Here is a 22,885-nt window from a genome sequence, read left to right on the forward strand (position 1 = left end):
CTTCTTGGGAAAGAGGAACTAACGAAAATACAAATGGCCTAATCAGACGTTTTTTTCCTAAAGGAACTGACTTTAATAAAATAACAATTGAACAGCTTAAACAAGCTCAATTAGCTTTAAACAACAGACCTAGAAAGGTTTTAGGATACAAAACACCAGGAGAAATTATGAACCAAGAAATCAATAATTATGCAGCATAAAACAAGCCAATTTCGGAAATAACTTTTGGCTCTTGAAAAAGCCAAAAAAAGTTATTCTGAAATTATGCAAAATTGAAATAAAAAACTAAATTTGATATATTAACTAATTATTGACCTTGTTGCATTAAGGTCTTGAATCCGCCCGGTAAACTACATATCACATATGCTTGAAGATAATATTGAGGAAATAAAAGGCTTAGTATTGTATTTTGACCAAATAAACATTATCGAACAAAGGCATCTTCATATTGTAGCGCCCGCCAATGCGAAACCTGACAGAAATGGAAAGGTCAAAGCTCAAGTAATTTCGACAAATGATTTTACTGATGAAAAATTTTTATTACACTTAAAAGAGTTTGAAAAAAATAAAAACATTAAGTATCAAATTGATATAGATAGTGTTGGACAAAGCCCAGAAAAAGGAATCAGTTCAGTAAGTAGCGATATGCAAATAAATGACCTTGTACTTTTTCATTCAGAACTCGTAGGAAAAAAGCATAATGAAAAACAAATTGTCAATGAAAAAGGAAGAATTGTATTAAGTTATGACTTAGAACTGAACAAAGAATCTTCAATACTTTCAGAAAAACTTTTCAATAAAACTGATAATGTAAACCAATTATTATCTTATTATGCTCGAGTTTTTAAAACTTTTGTGAACTATTATGAGCAAGGAAAAGATGTTTTAACTTCCAGTAAATATGTAAATGATCTTTTCAAAGAAATAAACAAGACCGACAGATTTAAAAATGCTCAAATTGCATTTAAAAACGAATTCAATGTAACACCTACATTTGCTCTAGAGGCTATTAAATTGGGCGTACCTAATTTGGGTAAATTTCCACCTGAAGAAATCTTAAGATTTAAGGAAAATTCAAAAGATGAATTATTAGAGTTTCAATCAAAATTGGAAAATTTGACTTTTGATTTACTAAATAATTACGATTACAATTATATTAACACAAATGCTCAAAAAATTGCAGATTTAAAAATTCGTCCACTAATTGAAAATATCAATCATACGCTAGATAATTCTAAATACAAAGTTATTCAAGAATTAATTAAAGAGGCAAAAGACCCTAAATCTTACTCACCTCTTTTACTAACTTTTTCTGACCAAATATCAAATTCAATGATTTTATTAATTAGTGCTGGTATGGTTGGTTTAAATGTTGGACTAGAACACTACTCTAGAATTAAAGAAGCAAAGAAAGACGGTATTTACTATTTATACAAAATGAACAAATACTTCGCCTAACAGTGGTTTTGCAAAATTTGGGCTTGAGTTTGTGTTTGGAAAAGTAAGTGCTTGCACTTCTTGCATAAAAATTCAAGTCTTTCTTTCACTCTTTTCGGTATATTTGTAATCAACAGTAACAAAAATCCCCAAACTTCGCAAAGCCACGGGACGTTAAAAAAGCTGTTTATGGCTACTCGCCATTTTTAAAGTATAAACAAAAAAATCCCAAGCTTTCACTCGGGATTTCTTCTTTATTCTATGTTCTATATTCTTATTTCTTCACTGGAATATTCTCTAAAATTTCCAAAACAAATTTCCAGAATTTCTGAGACGATTTAATCGATGCTCTTTCATCTGGGCTGTGTGCTCCGTGAATCGTTGGTCCAAAAGAAATCATGTCCATGTTTGGATAATTTGTTCCTAAAATACCACATTCTAATCCAGCATGACATGCTACTACTTTTGGTTTTTCACCGTTTTGTTTTTCGTAAATTGAAGTCAAAACGTCTAAAATTTCCGAGTTAACGTTTGGTGTCCAACCTGGGTAACTTCCTGCAAAATCAACTTCGCAACCAAACAATTCGTAAGCCGAACGTAAAGCATTCGCTAAATCCATTTTAGAACTTTCCACAGAAGAACGTGTTAAATTCTGAATCGAAATTTGTCCGTCTTTAACAATTACTCTTGCAATGTTATTCGAAGTTTCTACTAAGTCTTCCATATCCGCCGACATTCTGTAAACGCCGTTGTGTGCTGCATAAATCGCACGTAACAAACCTTCTTGAACACCTAAATCCATTACTTTCGCTGGAACGGTATCGTTTTTAACAATTTCAATCGTTAAATTCGGTTCCATCGTTTTGAATTCGGTTTTGATATCACCAATTACTTCTTGCATGTCAAAAACAAACGCTTCGTCATACATTTCTGCAATAATAACTTTCGCAACGCTTTCTCTTGGAATCGCATTACGTAAACTTCCTCCTGAAATTTCAGCGATTTGCAAACCAAAATTCTCAAATCCGTCAAATAACAAACGGTTCATGATTTTGTTGGCGTTTCCTAATCCTTTATGAATATCCATTCCTGAATGTCCACCTTGTAAACCTTTCACAGTAATCGTGTAACCTACAGAACCTTCTGGCGTTTCCTCTTCGTTGTAACCTCTTGTCGCTGTTACGTCAATTCCACCCGCACAACCGATATCGATTTCATCATCTTCTTCGGTATCTAAATTTAATAAAATTTCACCTTGTAACACACCACCTTTTAAATTCAAAGCGCCAGTCATTCCAGTTTCTTCATCGATTGTAAACAAAGCCTCAATTGCAGGATGTTTAATATCTGTAGATTCTAAAATCGCCATGATCATCGCTACTCCTAGCCCATTATCAGCACCAAGTGTAGTTCCGCGAGCACGAACCCAGTCACCATCCACATACATATCAATTCCTTGCGTATCGAAATCGAAATTGGTATCGTTATTTTTTTGGTGTACCATATCCAAATGTCCTTGTAAAACAATTGGTTTGCGGCTTTCCATTCCTGGTGTCGCAGGTTTTCTGATGATAACGTTTCTGATTTCGTCTTCAAACGTTTCTAATCCTAAACTGGTTCCGAAGTTTTTCATGAATTCAATCACACGCTCTTCTTTTTTAGACGGACGTGGAACGGCATTCAAATCGGCAAATTTGTTCCAAAGTGGCTTTGGTTCCAGATTTCTAATTTCTTGGCTCATTATATTTGTTTATTTTGGATATTTAGTTGTATTCTGTGATGTATTAAAGACAGATAAAATGTAAACTGTTTTTTCTTTTTCATCTATAAAGTAAAGAATAATGTAGGGAAAAATTTTAACTGGTAATCCGTGATAATCTTTATAGCGAATTTGAAAAAATGGGTTTGTTGCAATCGATTCAATATATTCATCAACAATTTGAAAAAAATAGTTACCTAAATCTTCTCTTTTTGATTCATAAAATTCAACAGCTTCTTGAATATCAGCAATAGCTCGAGGTTCAATTACAATTTTATAACTCATTTCTTAGTTTTCAAACGAATTTGTTTTTTTGCTTCTTCCCAAGTAACAAAATTTTCTTTTTTTGAAGACGCTCTTCTTTCATCTAAAACTACTTTCATCTCTTCAGAAACGGAGAAATCATTAACTACAGTTTCGTAATTAAATTTTTCAATCAATTTCATAAAGAAAGTCAATTCGCTATCCGGAATATTTAAAGTTATTTTTGTCATTATTCCTAATTTAAACAACAAATTTACAAAAAAAGAAATGCGCTATTCTATATTATTAGTTAATTTTATGGCAAATATAAATTCGTGAAAAGAAAATTCATCCTTCCTTTATCTTTAGTTATCCAAATCATCGTGGTGAAAACGATTGGTTCGTTTCCTGACTTTGTAGAAAGTTGGTACAGCAAAGGTTTTTATCCGAAATTGGCTTTTGTATTGAGAAAAGCATTAGGTTGGTTGCCGTTTTCGATTGGCGATGTCATTTATTTCATCCTGATTTTACTCTTATTCCGTTGGATTTGGAAACATCGTATCGGCTTTTTTAAAGAATGGAAGAATAACGGATTAGCGATTTTGAGTTGGGTTTCGGTGTTTTATTTTTTCTTTCATATTCTTTGGGGAATGAACTACTACAGAATTCCGCTTCATGAAAAATTGCAGATTGAAAAAGAATATTCAGTAGACCAATTGAAAGTTTTTATTGAAAAAATGTTGGTAAAAACCAATGATTTACAATTGCAAATCACTAAAAATGATTCGGTTGCGGTTGTCATACCGTATTCGCATGATGAAATTTATGATTTGGCTTTGAAAGGTTATGAAAACATCCCAACCGATTTACAAGAATTCCGTTACGAAATAAAAAGTATAAAATCGTCGTTGTTTAGTTATCCTTTGAGTTACATGGGATTTGGTGGTTATTTGAATCCGTTTACCAATGAAGCACAAGTCAATTATTTGAAACCGAAATACACTTCACCATTAACCACTTGCCACGAAATGGCGCATCAAACCGGAATTGGCAGCGAAAGCGAATGTAATTTCATCGGATTTGTAACTGCTGCTAAAAATGACGATTTGTATTTCCAATACTCGGCCTACAGTTTTGCGTTGCGTTATGCGTTGCATAATTTGGAAATGATAAAAGAAGGAAGTTCAAAACCTTATTTTAAAAAAATCAACAAAGGTGTTTTGAAAAACTTTGAAGAAAATGAAATCTTTTGGAAGGAATACCAAACGCCTATCAATACTTTTTTTGAATACTTCTACGACAATTTCCTAAAAGCCAACCAACAAAAAGATGGTATGGAAGGCTATAGTAAGTTTGTGGGATTGGCGATTGGGTTTAATGAAAAGTTAAAAAATTATTAATGTTTCATTTTAAAAATACTAAAGAAAAATCTTATTCGTTTTATAAGAAAAAAATTATGAAATATTGTATTTTATTTATCGGCCTTCTTTTAGTTTTTTCATGTTCCTCAGACAATTCTAATACAACTAATCGTCAAAGCTTATCTTTTACTGATATTTACACCATTCAAGCAGATACTTTAGAAATGGATATGATTTCTAATATTGGAGAAAATTCGATCTATATTTCTTATTCAGCAAATAATGGATATAATGAAAATTTACTAAAATTAAATGCTAACACATTTAACACAAATGAAATTATTTTACCTGACTTTTCAGAAAGCAGACAAATTGAAATTGTAAATAACAATATATTTTCATTATCTGGTAATGACATTTTTAAATTGGATTTAAATTTAAATTTAATCTCTACAAATAATAGATATAATGAAACTTATCTTCCTAGAATTACTTCTAGAAATAATACAATTGAAATATTTAGAGGAATAAACAACATCCTCACATATGATATTTCAAATGATAATTACATTTACCCTAGTTTTCCGACTAATTCCAATTACTTCCTCAGGGCCGATGTTGAAATAATCAATGATAAATTATTTACTTTTGGAGGTTTGAATTATGTAAATCAAAATTGGGTGATTTCAAATCAAATAAATATTTATAATTATGCCCTAAATAGTTGGTCATCACAAAATTTACCTTTTAACGTTTACGAAACTTTTACTGATGTTTACAACAATAAAATTATTGTAGGCGGAAACAAACAAAACAATCAAAGTGAAGCTTTTATTGGCATTTATGATCCATCAAATGGAAGCTATACTAATTTTTCAACAACTATTAATTTAAATACTATTTCATTAAGAGGATTAACTGTTTTAAATGATGAGTTGTATATTGCCTATCTTGATTATAACTCTCCATTACCCAATTCTTTATCTATAAAAATTGCAAAAGCTTCGCTTTAACATTTACAACTCATCACTCGTAAAACTAACCTGATTTCTCTTTTTATACGGACGCATAATCAAACGTGCTTCTCGGTCAAAACGGATGTAATTGTAAACCCAATTTAAGAATACAACTGCTTTATTTTTGAATCCGATTAACGAAAACAAATGCACAAACATCCACACAAACCAAGCAAAAACACCACTGAATTTGAATTTTGGCAAATCGACAACCGCTTTGTTTCTTCCTATGGTTGCCATCGAGCCTTTATCTTTGTATTCAAATGGTTTAGGCGTTTTTTTATTAATGATTTTAATCAAATTATCGGCTAATAATCTTCCTTGTTGCATTGCAGGTTGTGCCATCATAGGATGTCCTTGCGGGAATTTCTCTGAAGACATTACGGCAATATCACCAATGGCAAAAAGATGTTCATACCCTTCCACTTGATTGTATTGGTTTACCTTGATACGGTTCACATTTTTGATAAAACTATCGGCTTTTAAACCATGAGGCAAAGCTCCTTGAACTCCAGCAGTCCAAATCACCGTTGCGGAATCAAAAGATAAGTCAGAACTAGTGGTAACGGTTTTTCCATCGTAACCTGTTACACGAACGTTTTTCCAAACGCTTACTCCTAAATCTAATAGAAATTTTTCTGCTTTCTCGGAAGCATTTTCACTCATGGAATCCAAAACACGATTACTTCCTTGAATTAGATTGATTTCCATTTTTCGAACATCCAAATCGGGATAATCTTTTGGAAGAATTGCTTTTTTCATTTCGGCTAAAGCGCCTGCTAGCTCTACTCCTGTTGGTCCACCACCTACTAAAACGAAGTTCATCAAACTATGACGTTCATCAATATCATTCGTAAGCAAAGCTTGTTCGAAATTCTCTAAAATTAAACTACGAATATTCAACGATTGCGGAATGGTTTTCATCGCCATGCTATTGCGTTCGATTTCTTTGTTCCCAAAATAATTGGTTTTCGAACCCGTTGCTATAACTAAATAATCGAACTTTAATTCGCCAATATCGGAGTAAATTGTATTGTTTTCTGCATCAATATCGCGAACTTCGGCCAATCGGAAATAAAAATCTTTATATTCTTGAACGATTTTCCTTATCGGATAAGCAATCGAATCGGGTTCTAAACCGCCCGTTGCCACTTGATACATTAAAGGTTGGAAATTATGGTAATTGTGTTTGTCTAATAAAACAACTTGAACGTTTTTATTGCGAAGTCTTTTCGCTAAAGAAATTCCTGCAAAACCACCACCAATGATGACGATTCTTGGAAAACTACTACGAGGTATGTTCATTTATCATTATAAATTAATCACTTCAAAGATAAGAAGAAAAAGAATTGAATGTTTCGTAAAATAGTTAATGATTCTTTAAATTTGAAATAGTAAACTTGTAACAAATTCGTTCAAAAGACTACTTATTGAATATGAAATCAGAATCGGAAGCACTTTTCGTAAAGCAACTCAAAGAAAATCAGAATATAATCCACAAAATTTGTCGGTTATATACTACTGATGAGGACTCGCATAACGATTTGTTTCAGGAAATTACGATTCAGTTATGGAAAGCGTTTCCCAACTTTAGAGGCGATTCTAAATTTACTACTTGGGCCTATCGCGTAGGATTAAATACCGCCATTACTTTATACCGAAAAAAGAAAAGAACGATTGATACTATTGAGTTTGATAGTACTTTTCATAAGGTAACACAAGACGATTACAACTTTGAAGAAGAAGAAAAATTAAAGCTTTTGTACAGCGCCATTAGCGAATTGAACGACATTGAAAAAGCCTTAGTTTTCTTGTATTTAGAAGATAAAGATTATACCGAAATTTCAGAAACGTTGGGGATTAGTGAAGTGAATGCACGAGTAAAAATGAATCGTGTAAAAGGGAAATTAAAAAAAATATTAAATCCGTAAGTATGGATGAATTAGATTTATTAAAAAAAGACTGGAAAAAACAAGAAGGTTCTTTCCAACAAATAAGTGAAAAAGAAATTTATGGAATGTTGCATAAAGGTTCATCTTCAATAGTGAAGTGGATTGTTATTATCAGCATTTTAGAGCTTGTTTTGTGGGCTAGTATTTCGTTTTTCACAGCAGATGAAGAATATTTCAAAACCCTAAAAATGTACCACTTAGATACTGTAATGCCAATAATTTCTGTTATAAATTATGGTGTTATTCTATTCTTCATTTACTTATTTTTCAAAAATTATAGAACCATTAATACTACCGATACGGTAAAACAATTGATGCAAAGCATCTTAAAAACTCGAAAAACAGTTAAATATTATGTTTGGTACAATTTAGCGATGACAGCTTTCTCGTTTATTTTGGTTTTTATTTTCCAATTTATGTATGATCCCAACATTCGTAAAATGGTGGATAAAATGTCGCAAAATATTGAACCAAATACTTTTTATTGTATCATGTTAGTGGTTTATGCTATTATTATTGCTGTCTTCGTAGGATTAATTTGGTTGTTCTACAGATTACTTTATGGCATTTTAATGAGACGATTAGAAAAAAATTACAACGAACTCAAAAAAATCGATTTCTAATGCGTTACGTACTTTTACTTTTTACCATATTTATTTCTTTATTTTCAAATGCGCAAGAATTAGAGAAAAGTTTACTTTGGAAAATTTCAGGAAATGGATTGAACAAACCTTCCTATTTATTTGGAACTATCCATTTGACTTGTGATACTTCTTTAGATGCAAATACATTAAATGCCTTAGAAGCCACAGAGCAATTGTATTTAGAACTCGATATGGATGACAAATCAATTCAAATGAAATTGATGAAACTCATGATGATGAAAGATGGCGCAAAATTATCAACTTTATTGAGTCCTGAAGATTTTAAAATATTGGATGAATTCATGAAAAAGAATTTAAATATGTCGGCCAAATTGTTTGACAGCTTTAAACCTTTTATGATAAGTTCTATGTTGTTTCCTAAGATGTTAGATTGTAAATCTAAATCGGTAGAATCCGAATTAATGAAAATTACGAAAGAGCAAAACGAAGAAATTTTTGGGCTAGAGATAGCAGAGGACCAAATGAAAGTATTTGACGAAATTTCATATCAAGACCAAGCCGAGGAGTTATTAAAAACGGTAAAAGACAATTTAGAAAAAGACAAAAAAGAATTTCAGGAAATGATAACTATTTATCAAAATAAAGACATCGAAGGCATGTTAAAAATGATGAGTGACTCTGACAATAAAATTACTTCTGAAAACCAAGACATTTTGTTGAATGACCGAAATAAAAAATGGATTCCAATTATGATTAAAATCATGAAAGATAAACCCACATTCTTTGGAGTTGGTGCCGGACATTTAGCAGGTGAAGAAGGCGTAATAAAACTCCTTCGTAAAAAAGGATATAAAGTTGAAGCGGTTCAATAAAAAAAGAGGCATTGCCTCTTTTTTTATTTTAATATTTCCACATTCTTTCTCTATCTAATTTTGATTGTTCTTCTAAAACTTCAGATGGAATAACTTTTAATAAAGAAGGATGTTGTTCTATTGCAAATTCTATCATTTCAACTACTTCGTCAACCGTTGCTGTTTCATAATCGATTTTTAAAGGTTCTTTAATCACCATCGATTGTAAGATTCCTTTTTTCTTAATCATCAATCCTTTTCTATCAAAAGAACGACGGAATCCATCAATTACGATAGGAACTACAATTGGTTTATGCTGTAAAATAATATGAGCTGTTCCTTTACGAACTGGCTTAAATGAACGAGTTGTTCCTTGCGGAAACGTAATTACCCAACCATCCTCTAAAGCAATTTTAATATTTTCAGTGTCATTTGGATTAACTTCTTTCTTTTCTGTAACGTCTTTTCCTTTTGCTCTCCAGGTTCTTTCTACAGTGATAGCACCAGCATAAGCTAGAATTCTAGGTAATAATCCTTCTTGCATGGTTTCTTTCGCTGCTACATAATACATGTTTAACTTCGGATTCCATAAATACATTACGTTTTTAATATTATTTTCTCTTCCTTTTAAAGCTGCATTAAAAACATGAAACATGGCTACCACATCAGCAAAATAGGTTTGGTGATTCGAAATGAATAATACATTTTTATCTGGTAAACTTCTAATAATCTCAGAACCTTCAATTTGTAACTGATTAAAATGGCGATAACGACGGTGTGTTAAGAAACCCGCAATACGTATTAACCAAGTCTTTAAAAACAATATATGTCCGAAAGGATTTCTCTTAAATAATCCCATAATTTTTTATTTTTTTACAAAACAAGAACGCAAAAGTAGTAAAATAGGTGATTTTAGAAAGAAAAACAGCTTAAAATCACATTATAAGGTAATAATTTGAAATCGCTAAAAATTACATTTACTTAAAGCACATTTTATCGTTTCCTTTAACTCGCTCATCATCATAGCAGTAGCTCCCCAAACCACATATTTATCTACCATAAAAGCAGGAACTTCAATATCAGTTGCATAAGAAGTAGACATTTTTACTTTAGTGATGCTTTTATCATCTAAAAAGTCGGCAATTGAAAATTCTAAAACCCGTTTAACTTCATCCAAATCAGGAATAAAAGTTAATTCTTCGTGAGAAATTCCCATAAATGGCGCTACCAAAAAATTACTTGGCGGAATGTAAATTTCGCTAAAAGGTTTGATGATTTGAATTTTTTCTGGATGAATCCCAACTTCTTCATGTGTTTCTCTAAGCGCTGTTTCCTCTAAATCGGCATCGTATTCTTCTACTTTTCCTCCGGGAAAACCTATTTGAGAAGAATGAACTCCTGGATACGAATTCCGAACAATTAAAGCCAAATGTGTTACTTCATTTTTAGGATAAAACAACATTAAAACCGCTGCCTTTCTAGGATTTTTATCCATATAATTCTCCTCTTTTAAATAAGAAATACGCTCTAACGGTGCCATTTTTGCATGGGCATCTGTAGAAAGAAGGGTTTCTTTTTCTATCTTTGGAATGTATTTTATAAAATCGTTAAAAAGCATACTATTTTCAATTTAGCAACCTTAAAGGTAGCTATTTTTTTCAAACAAAATAAATTTCTAATTCAATAATATGTTCAGTAAAGAAGAAGCACTACAAATAAAAAAAGATTTTTGGATAGCCTTTGCAGAAGAATACCCACGTAAGTGGCTGTTATACAATACCAAAATCAAAGATGTAACCTTCAAATTTTATGTTGACAATAAAAAAGCACAAGTTTTACTCGATATAGAACCAAAAGACGAAGAAAAACGTAAAATATATTATGAGAAAGTAGAATCGCTAAAAACCATTCTTTTAGAAGACTATTTAGACGATGTTATTTTTGAACGCAATTTTTATTTAGAAACAGGAAAAGTAATCAGCCGAGTTTGGGTAGAAAAAACAGGAATAAGTATCAATAATAAAAATACTTGGCCTGAAATATTTGATTTTTTTGCCGAAAAAATGGATGCTTTTGAGCGTTTCTTCTATGAAAATGAAGATTATATTAAAGATTTAGAAATCAATACGTAATTCAAATACTTTGTAACATTGTTAACACTTTATTTGAATTCTAACTATTAAATTTGAAAAAATGTTAGCTATGAAAAAGTTATTTTTATTAATTGCAATTGTAAGTTTACAATCATGCCAATCCCAAACCAAAGAACCTAAAACTATGAATTCAAATTCGAAAAAAACAGATGCTGAGTGGAAAGCAGAACTTACACCTGAACAGTATGAAGTATTAAGAAATAAAGGTACTGAGAGAGCTTTTACTGGAGAATATTGGGATCATTTTGAAAAAGGAAAATACGTTTGTGCTGCTTGTGGTAACGACTTATTTTCTTCTGATACCAAATTTGATTCACACTGTGGATGGCCTTCATTTGATAAAGCCATAAAAGGTTCGGTAGTCTTCAAACAAGATTTGAGCTACGGAATGATTCGTACTGAAGTTTTATGTGCTAAATGCGATGGACATTTAGGCCATATTTTTGATGATGGTCCAAAAGAAACTACTGGTCAACGCTATTGCATGAATTCGGTTTCTATAAAATTTGTTCCTGAAACCAAATAAGAATATGCTGGTCCAAATTGTAAAGCAAAACTTAATTGAAAACATAACTCTTCTTCACCAATTAACAAATGAAGAACTGACGTTGCCGTTCCCAGAATTAGGCAATGCTACTATTGGTGAACATATGCGACATATCATTGAACTTTTGGGTTCACTTATAGATAATTATGAGAAAGGCACAATTAATTACGATAAAAGAAAACGCGACATCATCCTTCAATCCGATACCAAAGAAGCGATTAAAATCCTTGAAAAATATCGTTCTGAATTAGATAAACCGAACAAGTCATTTTCTTTAACACACAATTGCTTCAGCGATACAGAAACGCTTGAAACCAATTACTTCAGAGAATTGCTTTACAATTTGGAACACAGTATTCACCATCAAGCCTTGATAAAAGTAGCATTGTATCGCTTACCGCATATTAAAATTTCAGATTCTTTCGGAATTGCACCATCAACTCTTGAATACCGAAAACAATGTGCACAGTAACTTATATTCCAACGAGAGAAGGTTGCATCATTACTTCCAATCGTGATGAAAAAATCACGCGTGAGAGAGCACTTCCTCCTACCGAATATTTTATTGAAGGCAAAAAAATCATCTTCCCAAAAGATCCAAAAGCAGGTGGTACTTGGGTTGCCCATAGTGAAACTAAAATTGTAGTCTTACTCAATGGAGCACAAGAAAAACATCTTCCAAAACCCTTTTACCGAAAAAGTAGAGGTTTAGTTGTTTTGGAATTAATAAGCGCAGAAAATTCGCTACAATACTGGCAATCATTAGATTTAACTGATATCGAACCCTTTACCATTATAATGTTTGAAAACAATAAATTAATGCAATTGCAATGGAACGAAGTAGAAAAAAGTGAAGAAGAAAAAGATGAAAACCAATTTCATATTTGGTCTTCCTCTACCCTATATTCAAAGGAAATTCGCGAACAAAGAAAAGTATGGTTTACCAATTTTATACAAGAAAACAACAATCCAACACCAGAAGAAATTTTATATTTTCATCAATTCACAGAAGCTGAAAATAAAGAATTTGGATTGCAAATCAATCGCAATGCTATTTTAAAAACCATCAGCATAACACAATGTAAAGTTACCCACGATAAAATAGAAATGATCTATTTGGATTTATTCGAATAAAAAATGACAAAATTTAATCTCTTTCTACATAAACTAGTTCATTGGGAATATTGGCCTTATCAAGTTGTCTATTTTCCTGTTTATTTTCAATACTTGTATTATGTAATTAGAACACGTTCGTTTTTTTATTTCAATGCCTCAAATCCCACAATAAAAAATGGCGGATTTTTCATGGAATCAAAAAAGGAAATTTACGATTTGATTCCGCCAGAGTATTATCCGAAAACTATTCTAATTCAACCAAATGATGATTTAGAAACTATTTTACAGAGAATTAACTCCGAAAATATTCAATTCCCTTTAATTGCAAAACCCGATATCGGCTTAAGAGGAACAGCTGTAAAAAAAATTCATAATACTAAAGAATTAGCAGCCTATTTTTCTAAAGCGAATTTCAACGTTTTAATTCAAAGTTTAATTCCGTATGAAAATGAAATCGGACTTTTCTACGTAAAATTACCAAACCAACCAGGAAAAATTACTGGAATTGTATCAAAAGAATTCATGATTCTTACTGGAAACGGAAAAAATACCCTTCGCGAATTATTACATAGCGACAAGCGTTATTTATTGCAATTAGAAACTCTTGAATTGGAATACAAAAACCTGTTAAATACGGTTTTAAAAGAAGGGGAAACGATTAACCTTGTACCCTACGGAAATCATTGCCGCGGAACAAAATTCGTAGATGCTAGTCACGAAATTACTTCTGAAATGATAGAAAGCTTTAATGCTATTTGTAGCCAAATTAAAGATTTTCATTTTGGTCGAATGGATATTATGTATCAATCTTACGAAGATTTAGCAAAAGGAAAAAATTTCCAAATCGTTGAAATCAACGGTGCCATCAGCGAACCCACCCACATGTATGACCCAAAACACAGCTTATGGTTTGGCTGGAAAGAACTTACACGTCATTTTCATTACATGTATTTAATTAGTAAAAACAACCATAAAAACGGGGCAAAATATCTAACTTTCAAAGAAGGTGTTATTGAATTTAAAAAGCATCATCAACATTACAACATAATTTTAGATTTCTAAATTCTAATTCTGTTAAAAACCTAACATTTTTAGGAAATTTTGCACAAAAAATAGAAATAAAATTTATATTTGGTAAATTTTATTTCTCCATGAAAAAAGTAATCTTAACACTATTAATCATTGGGTTTACCAATGCATTCGCGCAAACAAAAAAAGACTATTCTTTTGTTTATTCAACTGATTCAATTCTAAAAACGGGTTTTTCTCATTATGAAAAAGGGCAATACAATGAAGCTGTTGCCGAATTTCAGAAAATTGCGAAAACCGACCCTAAATATTTAGTTGCTCAGCATGAAATTTCATTATCATTATATGGTGCTGATAAAAAAGAGCAACTTTTAAAACATTATGAAACTTTGTATAATGAAGGAAAGATGAAAGAACAACCTTCTTTATATACTCTTTATGGCTCTTTTTGTAGTGATGAAAAACAATATGATAAAGCTGAAAAAATATTTAACGAAGGTGCCTTATATTTAAGCAATTCTTCTAATTTCTTATACAATCAAGCAATTTTATATTTAAGAAAAGAAGATCTTCAAAAGAGTACTGATTTGTTAAAAAAAGCAGTTACTATAAATCCTAATTTAGCTTCTGCTCATTATTTTTTGGGTTCAATAGCGCTTGAAAATGGTAACATTGTTGAAGGAAGTTTAGCTTTACTAAGTTATTTAGCAATCGCTCCAACAGGAAAATTTGCTCAAGAAGCAGTTCTGAAATTGAATAATAAATTTGGAGAAAATTATCTAACCAAAGGAAAAGTGGTTTTTTCTACAAGCGGAGATAACTTTGAAGAATTAGAAACTATTTTAAGAAATCAACTTCCGTTAAGAAAAGCATATAAATTAAAAACTGAAATTGATGATGTAATCATGCGCCAAATGCAGGCCGTGATGGAATATAGCTTAGAACATAAAATGGACAATGGTTTCTTTGAAACTACATACTTACCATGGATTAAAGACGTTGTTGCTAAAAAACAATTTGAAGGCTTTAGTTATTATATGTTACTTGGATTAGAAGAAAAATTAGGTAAAGAAATCACAAAACACAAAAAAACAATTACTACTTTTTATGAAAAGTATTACTTAGTAGATTTTTGGGATCAATTTGCAAAAAGAAATATGGAGCATTTTGGTCAAAAACAAGAAGTTGTTATTTATTTAAAAGATGGTAGTCCATTTATTATTGGTCCAATTGTTAACAAGAAAAAAGAAGGTAAATTCAAACTTTTAGGAGAACATGGCAATATTGAAGGTGAGTTACTTCTAAAAAATGATGAACTAGATGGTTTACAAAAATATTTTGATTCCAAAGGAAATCTTGAAATGGAAAAAATGTATGCTGCTGGAAAACTAAATGGAGAAAAAAAAGAATACTATCCTAATGGAAACATAAACACTATTGAAATATATAAAGATGATGTTCTACATGGAATAAGCAGCTCATATCATGTAAATGGAGGTAAAAACTGTGAACTTAATTTTACTAATGGAGAACAAGATGGTGTATTAACTTGTTATTATCCTAACGGAACAAAAAGTAGTACAATTACCTATGCAAAAGGTAAATTAAATGGTGCCTATACTCTTTACAATGAACTTGGTGATGTTACGCTATCAACTAACTATAAAAACGATGAAGTAGATGGTAAATACATTCAATACTTTGATGGTAAAATAATAAAAGCTGAAGGAGAATACACTAATGGAAAGCCAACAAGCAATTATAAAAAATACTATTCGAATAAAAATTTAGAATATGAGAGTTTTTTTACCAATGGAAAAATTACCAAAACCACTAACTATTTCATTACGGGTGCTAAATCTTCTGAATTAATTTTTAATGCAAATGAAGAACTAGAATCGTACATTTATTTCAATCCTAAAGGAGAAAAATACTTCGAAGAAAAATACAAAGGGGGTGAATTAAAATCAGGATTACAATATTCATATACCAATCCAAAACCTGTTGAAATTAATCTTACTAAGAAAGCATTCAGTATTTCAAGTTTAAATAACAACAAACAAATTAGTGGTTTCTTTGAAAAAGGAAAAAAATCGGGTGAATGGAATTATTATTTTACAAACGGTAATTTAAAAATTAAAGAAAATTATATAAACGGAAATCAAACTGGTTTATGCCATGCTTACAATAATAGAGGTCAATTAACAAGCATTTCTCATTATACAAATGATGAATTAAATGGAGTGTATGAAATTTATGATAGTGGTATTTTGAATGAAGTTTCACATTATTCAAACGGAAAACAGAATGGTCCATACATGTCCTACTATGCAGACGGAACATTAAAAACAGAAGGATTTCTTGAAGACGGAGATGTAAATCACTTTAAATCAACTTACAGACAATCAGGAAAACTATCTCAAATTTCAAAATTTGTAGATGGCGAAATCGTTTTTACAGAAAGTTACGATAGTACTGGTAAAAAAGAATTTGAATTTGATTACAAAAACAAATCAGGAAAATTCAACCTAAGTTTAAATAACGGAGCTACATCACAAGACTTCGAAATGATTAATGGAAACTATAATGGAAAATATAGCTCAAAAGATAAATTAGGGAACAAAATTACTGAATCACAGTATGTAAATGGAAAACTTAACAATAACTACAAATATTACAGTCCATACGGAACACTAATGTTTGAAAGAAATTACTATTGTGGTTTAATAACAGGAACCGATACACAATATGATTTAGTTGGTAATTTAAGAATTACGAGTGAATACCAATTAGGGACTGAATATGGTAAAACAATTCGTTACTATCATAACAAATCAAAAATGTTTGAGTATAACGAAATCGATGGTTTAACTGATGGTGAATACATTTATTACAACCAAAAAGGAGAACCCGTTTTAAAAGTAAATTTTGAAAGTAGTGCTTTGGTAAGTTATGCAACATTAAGTAAAACTGGAGGGTTTTCAGAAAATGTAAAAACACCATCAGAAAATGCCGAAATCACGTCTTTATATCCTAATGGAAAAGTTGCTATGAAAGTAACATTCGTAAAAGGAAACATAAATGGTAAATTAGTAATTAACAGTATTGAAGGAAAACCAGAATATGAAGCTAATTACAAAAATGGTTTATTCGAAGGTGAACGTACAGAATACTATTCTAACGGAAAAGTATACAAAAAAGAGAATTTGAAAAATGGTGATTTTGAAGGAGTTCATACTTATTTTAAAGAAGACGGAAAACCATGGTTAACTGCCAACTATAAAAATGATGAACTTCAGGGCGACTTTTTAATTTACACTAATGGTGTTTTATCATTAACTAAAAAATACGATTCAGATGAATTGGCCGAAATTATTAAATAAATCAGTTGTTACTTGTATGCTTATCGGATTTACTTCGATAGGCTTACAAGCACAGCAAACCTTTGAAGATTACAAAAAATTATATCCCGATTTCAACGAGGTTGTACTTCTAGATTATCAAGGTTACGATATTTCAATCGAGAACAAAAAATTGAAAATCATTCAAAATACATCTTTTGAATCGATGATTCTTTCAGAAAATGGTATTCACAACAACGAAGAATCATTTACCTATTCTGAATTGGTAAAACTATTGGAATATGATGCTTTTTCGGTTATCAATTCCAATGGAAAAGACAAAAAAATTAAAGTAACTCAATCTGCTGAAAAAAACTCAAGTAGCAGCTCGGTGTTCTTTGACGACATTAAAGAAAGACAATTAATTTTTCCACATTTAGAAAAAGGAGCAAAAAAAGTATACAATTACAAACGCGAATTTGTTGATCCATTTCTACTTCACAAATACATGTTTATTGGCGGTTACCCAATAAAAGACGCCACATTTGAAGTTAAAACCGACAAAAACGTAAACATTGGGTTCAAAATATTTAACGACCCAAATAACACCATTCAATTCAAAAAAACAGAAGTGAAAGGTAAAATTGTTTACACTTGGACATTAAAAGATGTAAAAGCATTCAAATTTGAATCTAACAGTCCTGGCGTATTGCATTCAGCACCACATATTGATATTTATATCAAAGATTATACGATTAACGATAAAAAAACAGTTGTTTTAGATGATGTTACGCTTTTACACAAATACTATCAAGGTTTTGTAAACAATCTAAATAAAAAAGAGTGTATCGATTTAAAAAAGATTACCGAAGACATTACTAAAGACAAAACTACTGAAGAAGAAAAAATCAAAAGTATTTTTTATTGGGTAAAAGACAATATTAAATATGTAGCCTTTGAAAACGGTTACGAAGGATTTATTCCAAGAGAAGCCGATTTGGTTTTTGAAAGAAAATTTGGTGATTGTAAGGATATGGCAAACATCATTGTTTCAATGGCAGAATATGCCAAAATAAAAGATGTAAACTTATGTTGGATTGGAACTAGAGAAATCCCCTACTCCTATACAGAATTGGCTACTCCTGCAGTAGATAATCACATGATTGCAGCTTATAAAAAAGGTGACGAATATATCTTTTTAGATGCAACAGATAGAGAAACACGTTACGGATTACCAACATCATTTATTCAAGGAAAAGAAGCTTTAATCAATAATGGAAAAGAATTTAAAATTGTAAAAGTTCCTATTATTGATGCTAAAAAAAATCAGGTAGATGATATCGTAAAAGTTCAAATAAAAGACGGAAAGCTAATTGGAAAAGGAAAAATGGAATTCATTGGTTTTAACCGAAGTATGACCTTAATGCAAATTGGTGACGCTTCAGGTAAAACCCGATTTGAAATGATTAAAAGTTTGGTCATAAAAGGAAATAATAAATTCAATCTAAATTCATTCACCGAAGAAAATATTAGAAATCGCGATTTACCTTATAATGTAAATTACGATTTCGAATTGGATAATTATATCATCAAAGTAGATAAAGAACTGTATCTAAATCCTTATTTACACAAAATCTTCGAAAAAAATCCAATTCAAAAAGATAGAGTTACAGGATATGATTTTGAAATTATTTCATTCTTTAATTCCGAATATGAATTTGAAATTCCGGCGAATTACAAAGTAAAATACATTCCAAAAAACTTTACTTTAGATAACGAATTACTAAAAGTTAATGCTGTTTTTACTGAAAGCAATAATAAGATTTTAGTAAAGTACACGTTTGAAGTTAAAAAATTGATAATTGAACCAAGCGATTTCCAATTATGGGATGATAGCATTAAAAAAATGAAAAGCAACTATAGCGAAACTTTAATTTTAACCGAAAAATAATACCATACAAATGAGAAAACTAATAGCTCAATGCCTTCTTGTTTTATTCTTGTGCAATATCAATTCCATTGTTGCCCAAGATTATACCTTCAAAAATTACAAATGGGAACAAAAACCGAGCGCATTTTCGGTTCCAGAACAATATAAAAATGAGAATGAAGTAATCGTAAGTCGTACTATCAAAGTTGAAATTATTTCAGACAAGAACGAACCAAAACAATATTACTTATTACATGATAAAATTTTCATAAACTCTGATGACGCTATCGAAAAAAACAATAAGATATATTTACCATTTAGTTTAAAAGAAAACGTAGTTAAAAACGAAGCTCGCGTTATTTTAAAAAGTGGTAAAATTATCACTTTAGATAAAAAAGACATTAAAGAAGAAGTAGATGAAGAACGCGGTGTTAAATACAACTATTTTGCTATTAATGGATTAGAAAAGGGAGCCATTATTGAGAAAATATTCGTTTTAGAAGAAATGCCAGAATTAAATGGTAAAACTTTTAAAATGCAAGACGATTTACCTATTATGGATATCAATTTCGAGTTAATCTATCCAAATCACTTAGTATTCAAAACTAAAGGATACAACAATTTATCGGCAGCAGTTTTAGACGATAAAACGTATAAAGATAAAGTAGCCATCTCAGTTAAAGAATCAAATGTTCCAAAATTAGAAGACGACGAAAAATATTCAAATTGGAAAGCTAATATTAAATATTTCCGTTACAAATTGGATGCTAACTTATACAATGGTTCAAAAAATCTTTACAACTATAAAGAATTTGCTTCTAATGTATACGAAAGGTTCAATATCGAATTAGACAAAAAAAACCAAAAAGCAGTTGATGATTTTTGTAAAACAATTACCAAATCAGCCGATTTACAAGAACAAGTTTGGAACATTGAAAACAAAGTCAAAAAAACAATTGCCTACAATCGTTATTTCGATACCAAAGAAAATGTAGCTGATATCATCAAAACCAAACAGGCGAATCAAACCGAAATATTAGCGCTTTATTTGGCTATTTTCAAGCATTTTAAAATCGAAAATCAAATTGTATTCGCTTCTAATCGTTATGACATTGCCTTTGATCCAGAATTTGAAAGTTATGAAAACTTAGATGATATTTTATTCTATTTCCCGTCAATTAAAAAATTCATGACACCAACAGAAATCGAATACAGAATTCCATTAATTCCAAACACTTTGGCTAACAACAACGGACTTTTCATTAAAGAAAAAGAATTTGGTGGAGTTAAAATGGGAATCGGTGAAATCAACTTCATTCCTATTCCAGGAGTAGAAATCACACACGATATAATGGATATCACAATTGATTTTACAAGAGATATTGAAAATCCAACTATTACAAACGAAGTTACTTTTGGTGGTTATTCTGCTTTAAATTTCCAACCTATTAAAGATTTTGCACCAGCAGATCAATATAAAGAAATTTTAAAAAGTATTGCAGAAAACTATACAATTCAAGAAGATTACACTTCATTAACAACAGAAAATGATGGAACCGAATTCATTGGTAAAAAACCATTCGTATTAAAAGTAACTTTTGAAGGGAAAGATTTGGTACAAAAAGCGGGAGACAATTTTTTATTCTCTGTTGGAAAAACAATTGGTTCCCAAATGGAATTATACCAAGAAAACAAACGTATGATGCCAGTTGAAATCGATTATCCACACTCCTATTTCCGTAAAATCAAAATCATTTTACCTAAAGGAGCAACGGTTAAAAACTTAGAGAAATTCAACATGAGTCATAAAACCGATATCAATGGTAAAACAGAAGCTACCTTTGTAAGCAATTACAAGACACAGGGCGACGAAATTCTAATTGAGAACACAGAATACTATAATGTGATTAATTATCCGTTAGAACACTTCGAATCATACAAAGCAGTCATCAACGCGGCTGCCGACTTTAATAAGATAGTTATTGTACTAAACAAATAAAAATTCCAAATCCGACTTCAAAAGAGTTGGATTTTTTTTATGGGCGTTTCCCAAGGGGTCGGGCTATCTCACTCGCTTTATTTAAAATGCTAAGGCATTTTAAATAAGAGCTCAAACAAATGCTCTTATCCCTAACGCGGAATTCGTTTTCATTAGAATAATTTATTAAAAATACTTAGATTTGAATTAATTAAGAAAAATAAAACTATTTAATGAAAAATAATAAAAGATTAGTATACATCATTATAGGATTATGTGCTATGTGGATATTATATAATTTTTACTATGGACATATTTATAATAAAGAACTCAAAAAGTTTGAAATTACAACTGTAGGAAAAATAACAAAATTCAAAGGAGCTGCTAAAAGTCCTTATTTAAATTTTATTTTTTTTATCGATGGAAAGTTTCATAGTTCTGATTCTCACAGAGATAACAATGGGGAAAAAATTGGTGAATTTTTTAAAGTAGTCTATTCTTCTAAAAACCTAGAGGTAAGCAGAATTTATCTTGATGAAAAAATAACCGATACTACTTTAATTTTAAAAGCAGGTTTTTCAAAAGAAGACATTGAAAATATGCCAAAATAATAACACTACAACCCTTCAAAATCCTAAATTAAAATAGAATTAGTTAACTAGTTCGCAAAAAACAAAACGGCATTGATGTATGATTCAGAAATGCTGTTTTTTTTAGTAGTAAAAACAAGAAATCCTAACCGTTAAAAGTTAGGATTTATTATTTTCAGTCCCATCGGGACGCTATATTGGTAACAAAAAAACCCTATCAGTTATTGATAGGGCTTTTCAAAAGAAAGGCGGCGACGTACTCTCCCAAATAACTGCAGTACCATCTGCGCAATCGGGCTTAACTTCACCGCTAGCGCGAGCGTCCCGCTCGTGCTCACAATAATCAAAGTAGATTCACGAGCGGGACGCTCGCGCTAGCGGTGAAGTTAAGCATATAAACAAAAAAACCACCTTAATTCGGTGGTTTTTCAGTCCTATCGGGACGATATATTGGTAACAAAAAAGCCCTATCAACTAAATGATAGGGCTTTTCAAAAGAAAGGCGGCGACATACTCTCCCACATAACTGCAGTACCATCTGCGCAGTCGGGCTTAACTTCTCTGTTCGGAATGGGAAGAGGTGAGCCCCGACGCAATAACCACCTTAAGAGGTTAAATTGCTTTGAGCAATTTTTTTAATTAATAATTGATAATTAACAATTAATAATTAAAACAATATCTTAACATACTGAGATAAATCGTTTAAAAAGTTACCTGAGGTTACTCGAAGGTAAGAAAGTTTCGCTCCCCGCCAAAGCGGGGAGGCTTGTACATAAGCTAACGGGTTATTAGTACTACTCGACTATGACATTACTGCCTTTACATCTATAGCCTATCAACGTGGTCATCTTCCACGACCCTTAAAAGAAATCTCATCTTGTGGTGGGTTTCGCGCTTATATGCTTTCAGCGCTTATCCCTTCCCGACGTAGCTACTCTGCAGTGCTCCTGGCGGAACAACAGATACACCAGCGGTCA

Annotated in this window: 21 protein-coding genes, 2 rRNA genes and 1 pseudogene; 16 read left to right on the forward strand and 8 right to left on the reverse strand. The window is 31.1% G+C overall.

The window, feature by feature from the left end; translation table 11 throughout:
- Positions 1 to 200: pseudogene (locus tag BP92_RS17135) on the forward strand (IS30 family transposase); the annotation flags it as partial.
- A gap of 163 nt (positions 201 to 363) precedes the next feature.
- Positions 364 to 1,458 carry a hypothetical protein gene (locus BP92_RS0112505; RefSeq protein WP_026726362.1) on the forward strand — a complete coding sequence of 365 codons (1,095 nt, stop codon included), beginning with the start codon at positions 364 to 366 and terminating at the stop codon, positions 1,456 to 1,458.
- A gap of 253 nt (positions 1,459 to 1,711) precedes the next feature.
- On the opposite strand, the gene BP92_RS0112510 is transcribed toward BP92_RS0112505, so the two are convergent.
- The 3 genes from BP92_RS0112510 to BP92_RS0112520 are packed head-to-tail and all read right to left on the reverse strand — an operon-like array spanning position 1,712 to position 3,690.
- The gene (locus BP92_RS0112510; protein ID WP_026726363.1) at positions 1,712 to 3,178 is read right to left on the reverse strand and encodes an aminoacyl-histidine dipeptidase; all 1,467 of its coding nucleotides are present in this window, start codon (positions 3,176 to 3,178) and stop codon (positions 1,712 to 1,714) included.
- 9 nt (positions 3,179 to 3,187) lie between these two features.
- Positions 3,188 to 3,481, reverse strand: a complete 294-nt coding sequence (locus BP92_RS0112515; RefSeq protein ID WP_026726364.1) for a type II toxin-antitoxin system RelE/ParE family toxin — start codon at positions 3,479 to 3,481, stop codon at positions 3,188 to 3,190.
- Positions 3,478 to 3,690, reverse strand: a complete 213-nt coding sequence (locus BP92_RS0112520; protein WP_026726365.1) for a hypothetical protein — start codon at positions 3,688 to 3,690, stop codon at positions 3,478 to 3,480. Before BP92_RS0112520 ends, BP92_RS0112515 begins: the two co-directional genes overlap by 4 nt.
- An 84-nt stretch (positions 3,691 to 3,774) precedes the next feature.
- On the opposite strand from BP92_RS0112520, the gene BP92_RS0112525 reads away from it, so the two are divergent.
- On the forward strand, positions 3,775 to 4,839 hold the full coding sequence (locus tag BP92_RS0112525) for a DUF3810 domain-containing protein (protein WP_026726366.1): 1,065 nt from the start codon (positions 3,775 to 3,777) through the stop codon (positions 4,837 to 4,839).
- Positions 4,839 to 5,813, forward strand: a complete 975-nt coding sequence (locus BP92_RS0112530; RefSeq protein ID WP_026726367.1) for a Kelch repeat-containing protein — start codon at positions 4,839 to 4,841, stop codon at positions 5,811 to 5,813. Before BP92_RS0112525 ends, BP92_RS0112530 begins: the two co-directional genes overlap by 1 nt.
- A gap of 3 nt (positions 5,814 to 5,816) precedes the next feature.
- Here BP92_RS0112530 and BP92_RS0112535 read toward each other — a convergent pair whose 3' ends face one another.
- Positions 5,817 to 7,121: an NAD(P)/FAD-dependent oxidoreductase gene (locus BP92_RS0112535; RefSeq protein WP_026726368.1), complete on the reverse strand. Its 1,305-nt coding sequence runs from the start codon at positions 7,119 to 7,121 to the stop codon at positions 5,817 to 5,819.
- 131 nt (positions 7,122 to 7,252) lie between these two features.
- On the opposite strand from BP92_RS0112535, the gene BP92_RS0112540 reads away from it, so the two are divergent.
- The 3 genes from BP92_RS0112540 to BP92_RS0112550 are packed head-to-tail and all read left to right on the forward strand — an operon-like array spanning position 7,253 to position 9,245.
- Positions 7,253 to 7,747 carry an RNA polymerase sigma factor gene (locus BP92_RS0112540; protein WP_026726369.1) on the forward strand — a complete coding sequence of 165 codons (495 nt, stop codon included), beginning with the start codon at positions 7,253 to 7,255 and terminating at the stop codon, positions 7,745 to 7,747.
- Positions 7,748 to 7,749: 2 nt separating this feature from the next.
- Entirely contained in the window at positions 7,750 to 8,391 is a 642-nt protein-coding gene (locus tag BP92_RS0112545) for a hypothetical protein (protein ID WP_026726370.1), read from the forward strand.
- Positions 8,391 to 9,245: a TraB/GumN family protein gene (locus tag BP92_RS0112550; protein WP_035693456.1), complete on the forward strand. Its 855-nt coding sequence runs from the start codon at positions 8,391 to 8,393 to the stop codon at positions 9,243 to 9,245. Before BP92_RS0112545 ends, BP92_RS0112550 begins: the two co-directional genes overlap by 1 nt.
- 28 nt (positions 9,246 to 9,273) lie before the next feature.
- Here BP92_RS0112550 and BP92_RS0112555 read toward each other — a convergent pair whose 3' ends face one another.
- Positions 9,274 to 10,083: a lysophospholipid acyltransferase family protein gene (locus tag BP92_RS0112555; RefSeq protein WP_026726372.1), complete on the reverse strand. Its 810-nt coding sequence runs from the start codon at positions 10,081 to 10,083 to the stop codon at positions 9,274 to 9,276.
- A 105-nt stretch (positions 10,084 to 10,188) separates the two neighbouring features.
- Entirely contained in the window at positions 10,189 to 10,842 is a 654-nt protein-coding gene (locus BP92_RS0112560; protein WP_026726373.1) for an NUDIX hydrolase, read from the reverse strand.
- A gap of 70 nt (positions 10,843 to 10,912) precedes the next feature.
- Between BP92_RS0112560 and BP92_RS0112565 the strand changes: the two genes are divergently transcribed.
- From BP92_RS0112565 to BP92_RS0112605, 9 genes are all read left to right on the forward strand, one after another.
- Positions 10,913 to 11,356, forward strand: coding sequence for a DUF4268 domain-containing protein (locus BP92_RS0112565; RefSeq protein ID WP_026726374.1), 444 nt, complete (start codon positions 10,913 to 10,915; stop codon positions 11,354 to 11,356).
- A 70-nt stretch (positions 11,357 to 11,426) separates the two neighbouring features.
- Positions 11,427 to 11,903 carry a peptide-methionine (R)-S-oxide reductase MsrB gene (gene msrB / locus BP92_RS0112570; protein WP_026726375.1) on the forward strand — a complete coding sequence of 159 codons (477 nt, stop codon included), beginning with the start codon at positions 11,427 to 11,429 and terminating at the stop codon, positions 11,901 to 11,903.
- A 4-nt stretch (positions 11,904 to 11,907) separates the two neighbouring features.
- The gene (locus BP92_RS0112575) at positions 11,908 to 12,396 is read left to right on the forward strand and encodes a hypothetical protein (RefSeq protein WP_026726376.1); all 489 of its coding nucleotides are present in this window, start codon (positions 11,908 to 11,910) and stop codon (positions 12,394 to 12,396) included.
- Positions 12,384 to 13,058, forward strand: a complete 675-nt coding sequence (locus BP92_RS0112580; protein WP_026726377.1) for an NRDE family protein — start codon at positions 12,384 to 12,386, stop codon at positions 13,056 to 13,058. The genes BP92_RS0112575 and BP92_RS0112580 overlap by 13 nt, the downstream gene beginning before the upstream one ends.
- Positions 13,059 to 13,061: 3 nt before the next feature.
- Positions 13,062 to 14,102 carry an ATP-grasp domain-containing protein gene (locus tag BP92_RS0112585; RefSeq protein ID WP_026726378.1) on the forward strand — a complete coding sequence of 347 codons (1,041 nt, stop codon included), beginning with the start codon at positions 13,062 to 13,064 and terminating at the stop codon, positions 14,100 to 14,102.
- An 89-nt stretch (positions 14,103 to 14,191) separates the two neighbouring features.
- Positions 14,192 to 17,452 carry a toxin-antitoxin system YwqK family antitoxin gene (locus BP92_RS0112590; protein WP_026726379.1) on the forward strand — a complete coding sequence of 1,087 codons (3,261 nt, stop codon included), beginning with the start codon at positions 14,192 to 14,194 and terminating at the stop codon, positions 17,450 to 17,452.
- Entirely contained in the window at positions 17,427 to 19,361 is a 1,935-nt protein-coding gene (locus tag BP92_RS0112595) for a DUF3857 domain-containing protein (RefSeq protein ID WP_026726380.1), read from the forward strand. The genes BP92_RS0112590 and BP92_RS0112595 overlap by 26 nt, the downstream gene beginning before the upstream one ends.
- Positions 19,362 to 19,371: 10 nt before the next feature.
- Complete coding sequence (locus tag BP92_RS0112600) at positions 19,372 to 21,339, forward strand: DUF3857 domain-containing protein (RefSeq protein ID WP_026726381.1); 1,968 nt, start codon at positions 19,372 to 19,374, stop codon at positions 21,337 to 21,339.
- A gap of 212 nt (positions 21,340 to 21,551) precedes the next feature.
- A complete protein-coding gene (locus BP92_RS0112605; protein WP_026726382.1) occupies positions 21,552 to 21,929 on the forward strand; it encodes a hypothetical protein in 378 nt (125 codons plus the stop codon).
- A 476-nt stretch (positions 21,930 to 22,405) separates the two neighbouring features.
- Here the strand turns inward: BP92_RS0112605 and rrf are convergent.
- Together rrf and BP92_RS0112615 are read right to left on the reverse strand one after the other, a co-directional pair.
- A 5S ribosomal RNA gene (rrf, locus tag BP92_RS0112610) occupies positions 22,406 to 22,515 on the reverse strand.
- A 161-nt stretch (positions 22,516 to 22,676) separates the two neighbouring features.
- Positions 22,677 to 22,885: ribosomal RNA gene (locus BP92_RS0112615) — 23S ribosomal RNA — on the reverse strand; the annotation flags it as partial.

Source organism: Flavobacterium sasangense DSM 21067 (assembly GCF_000686885.1).
Taxonomy (GTDB): Bacteria; Bacteroidota; Bacteroidia; order Flavobacteriales; family Flavobacteriaceae; genus Flavobacterium; species Flavobacterium sasangense.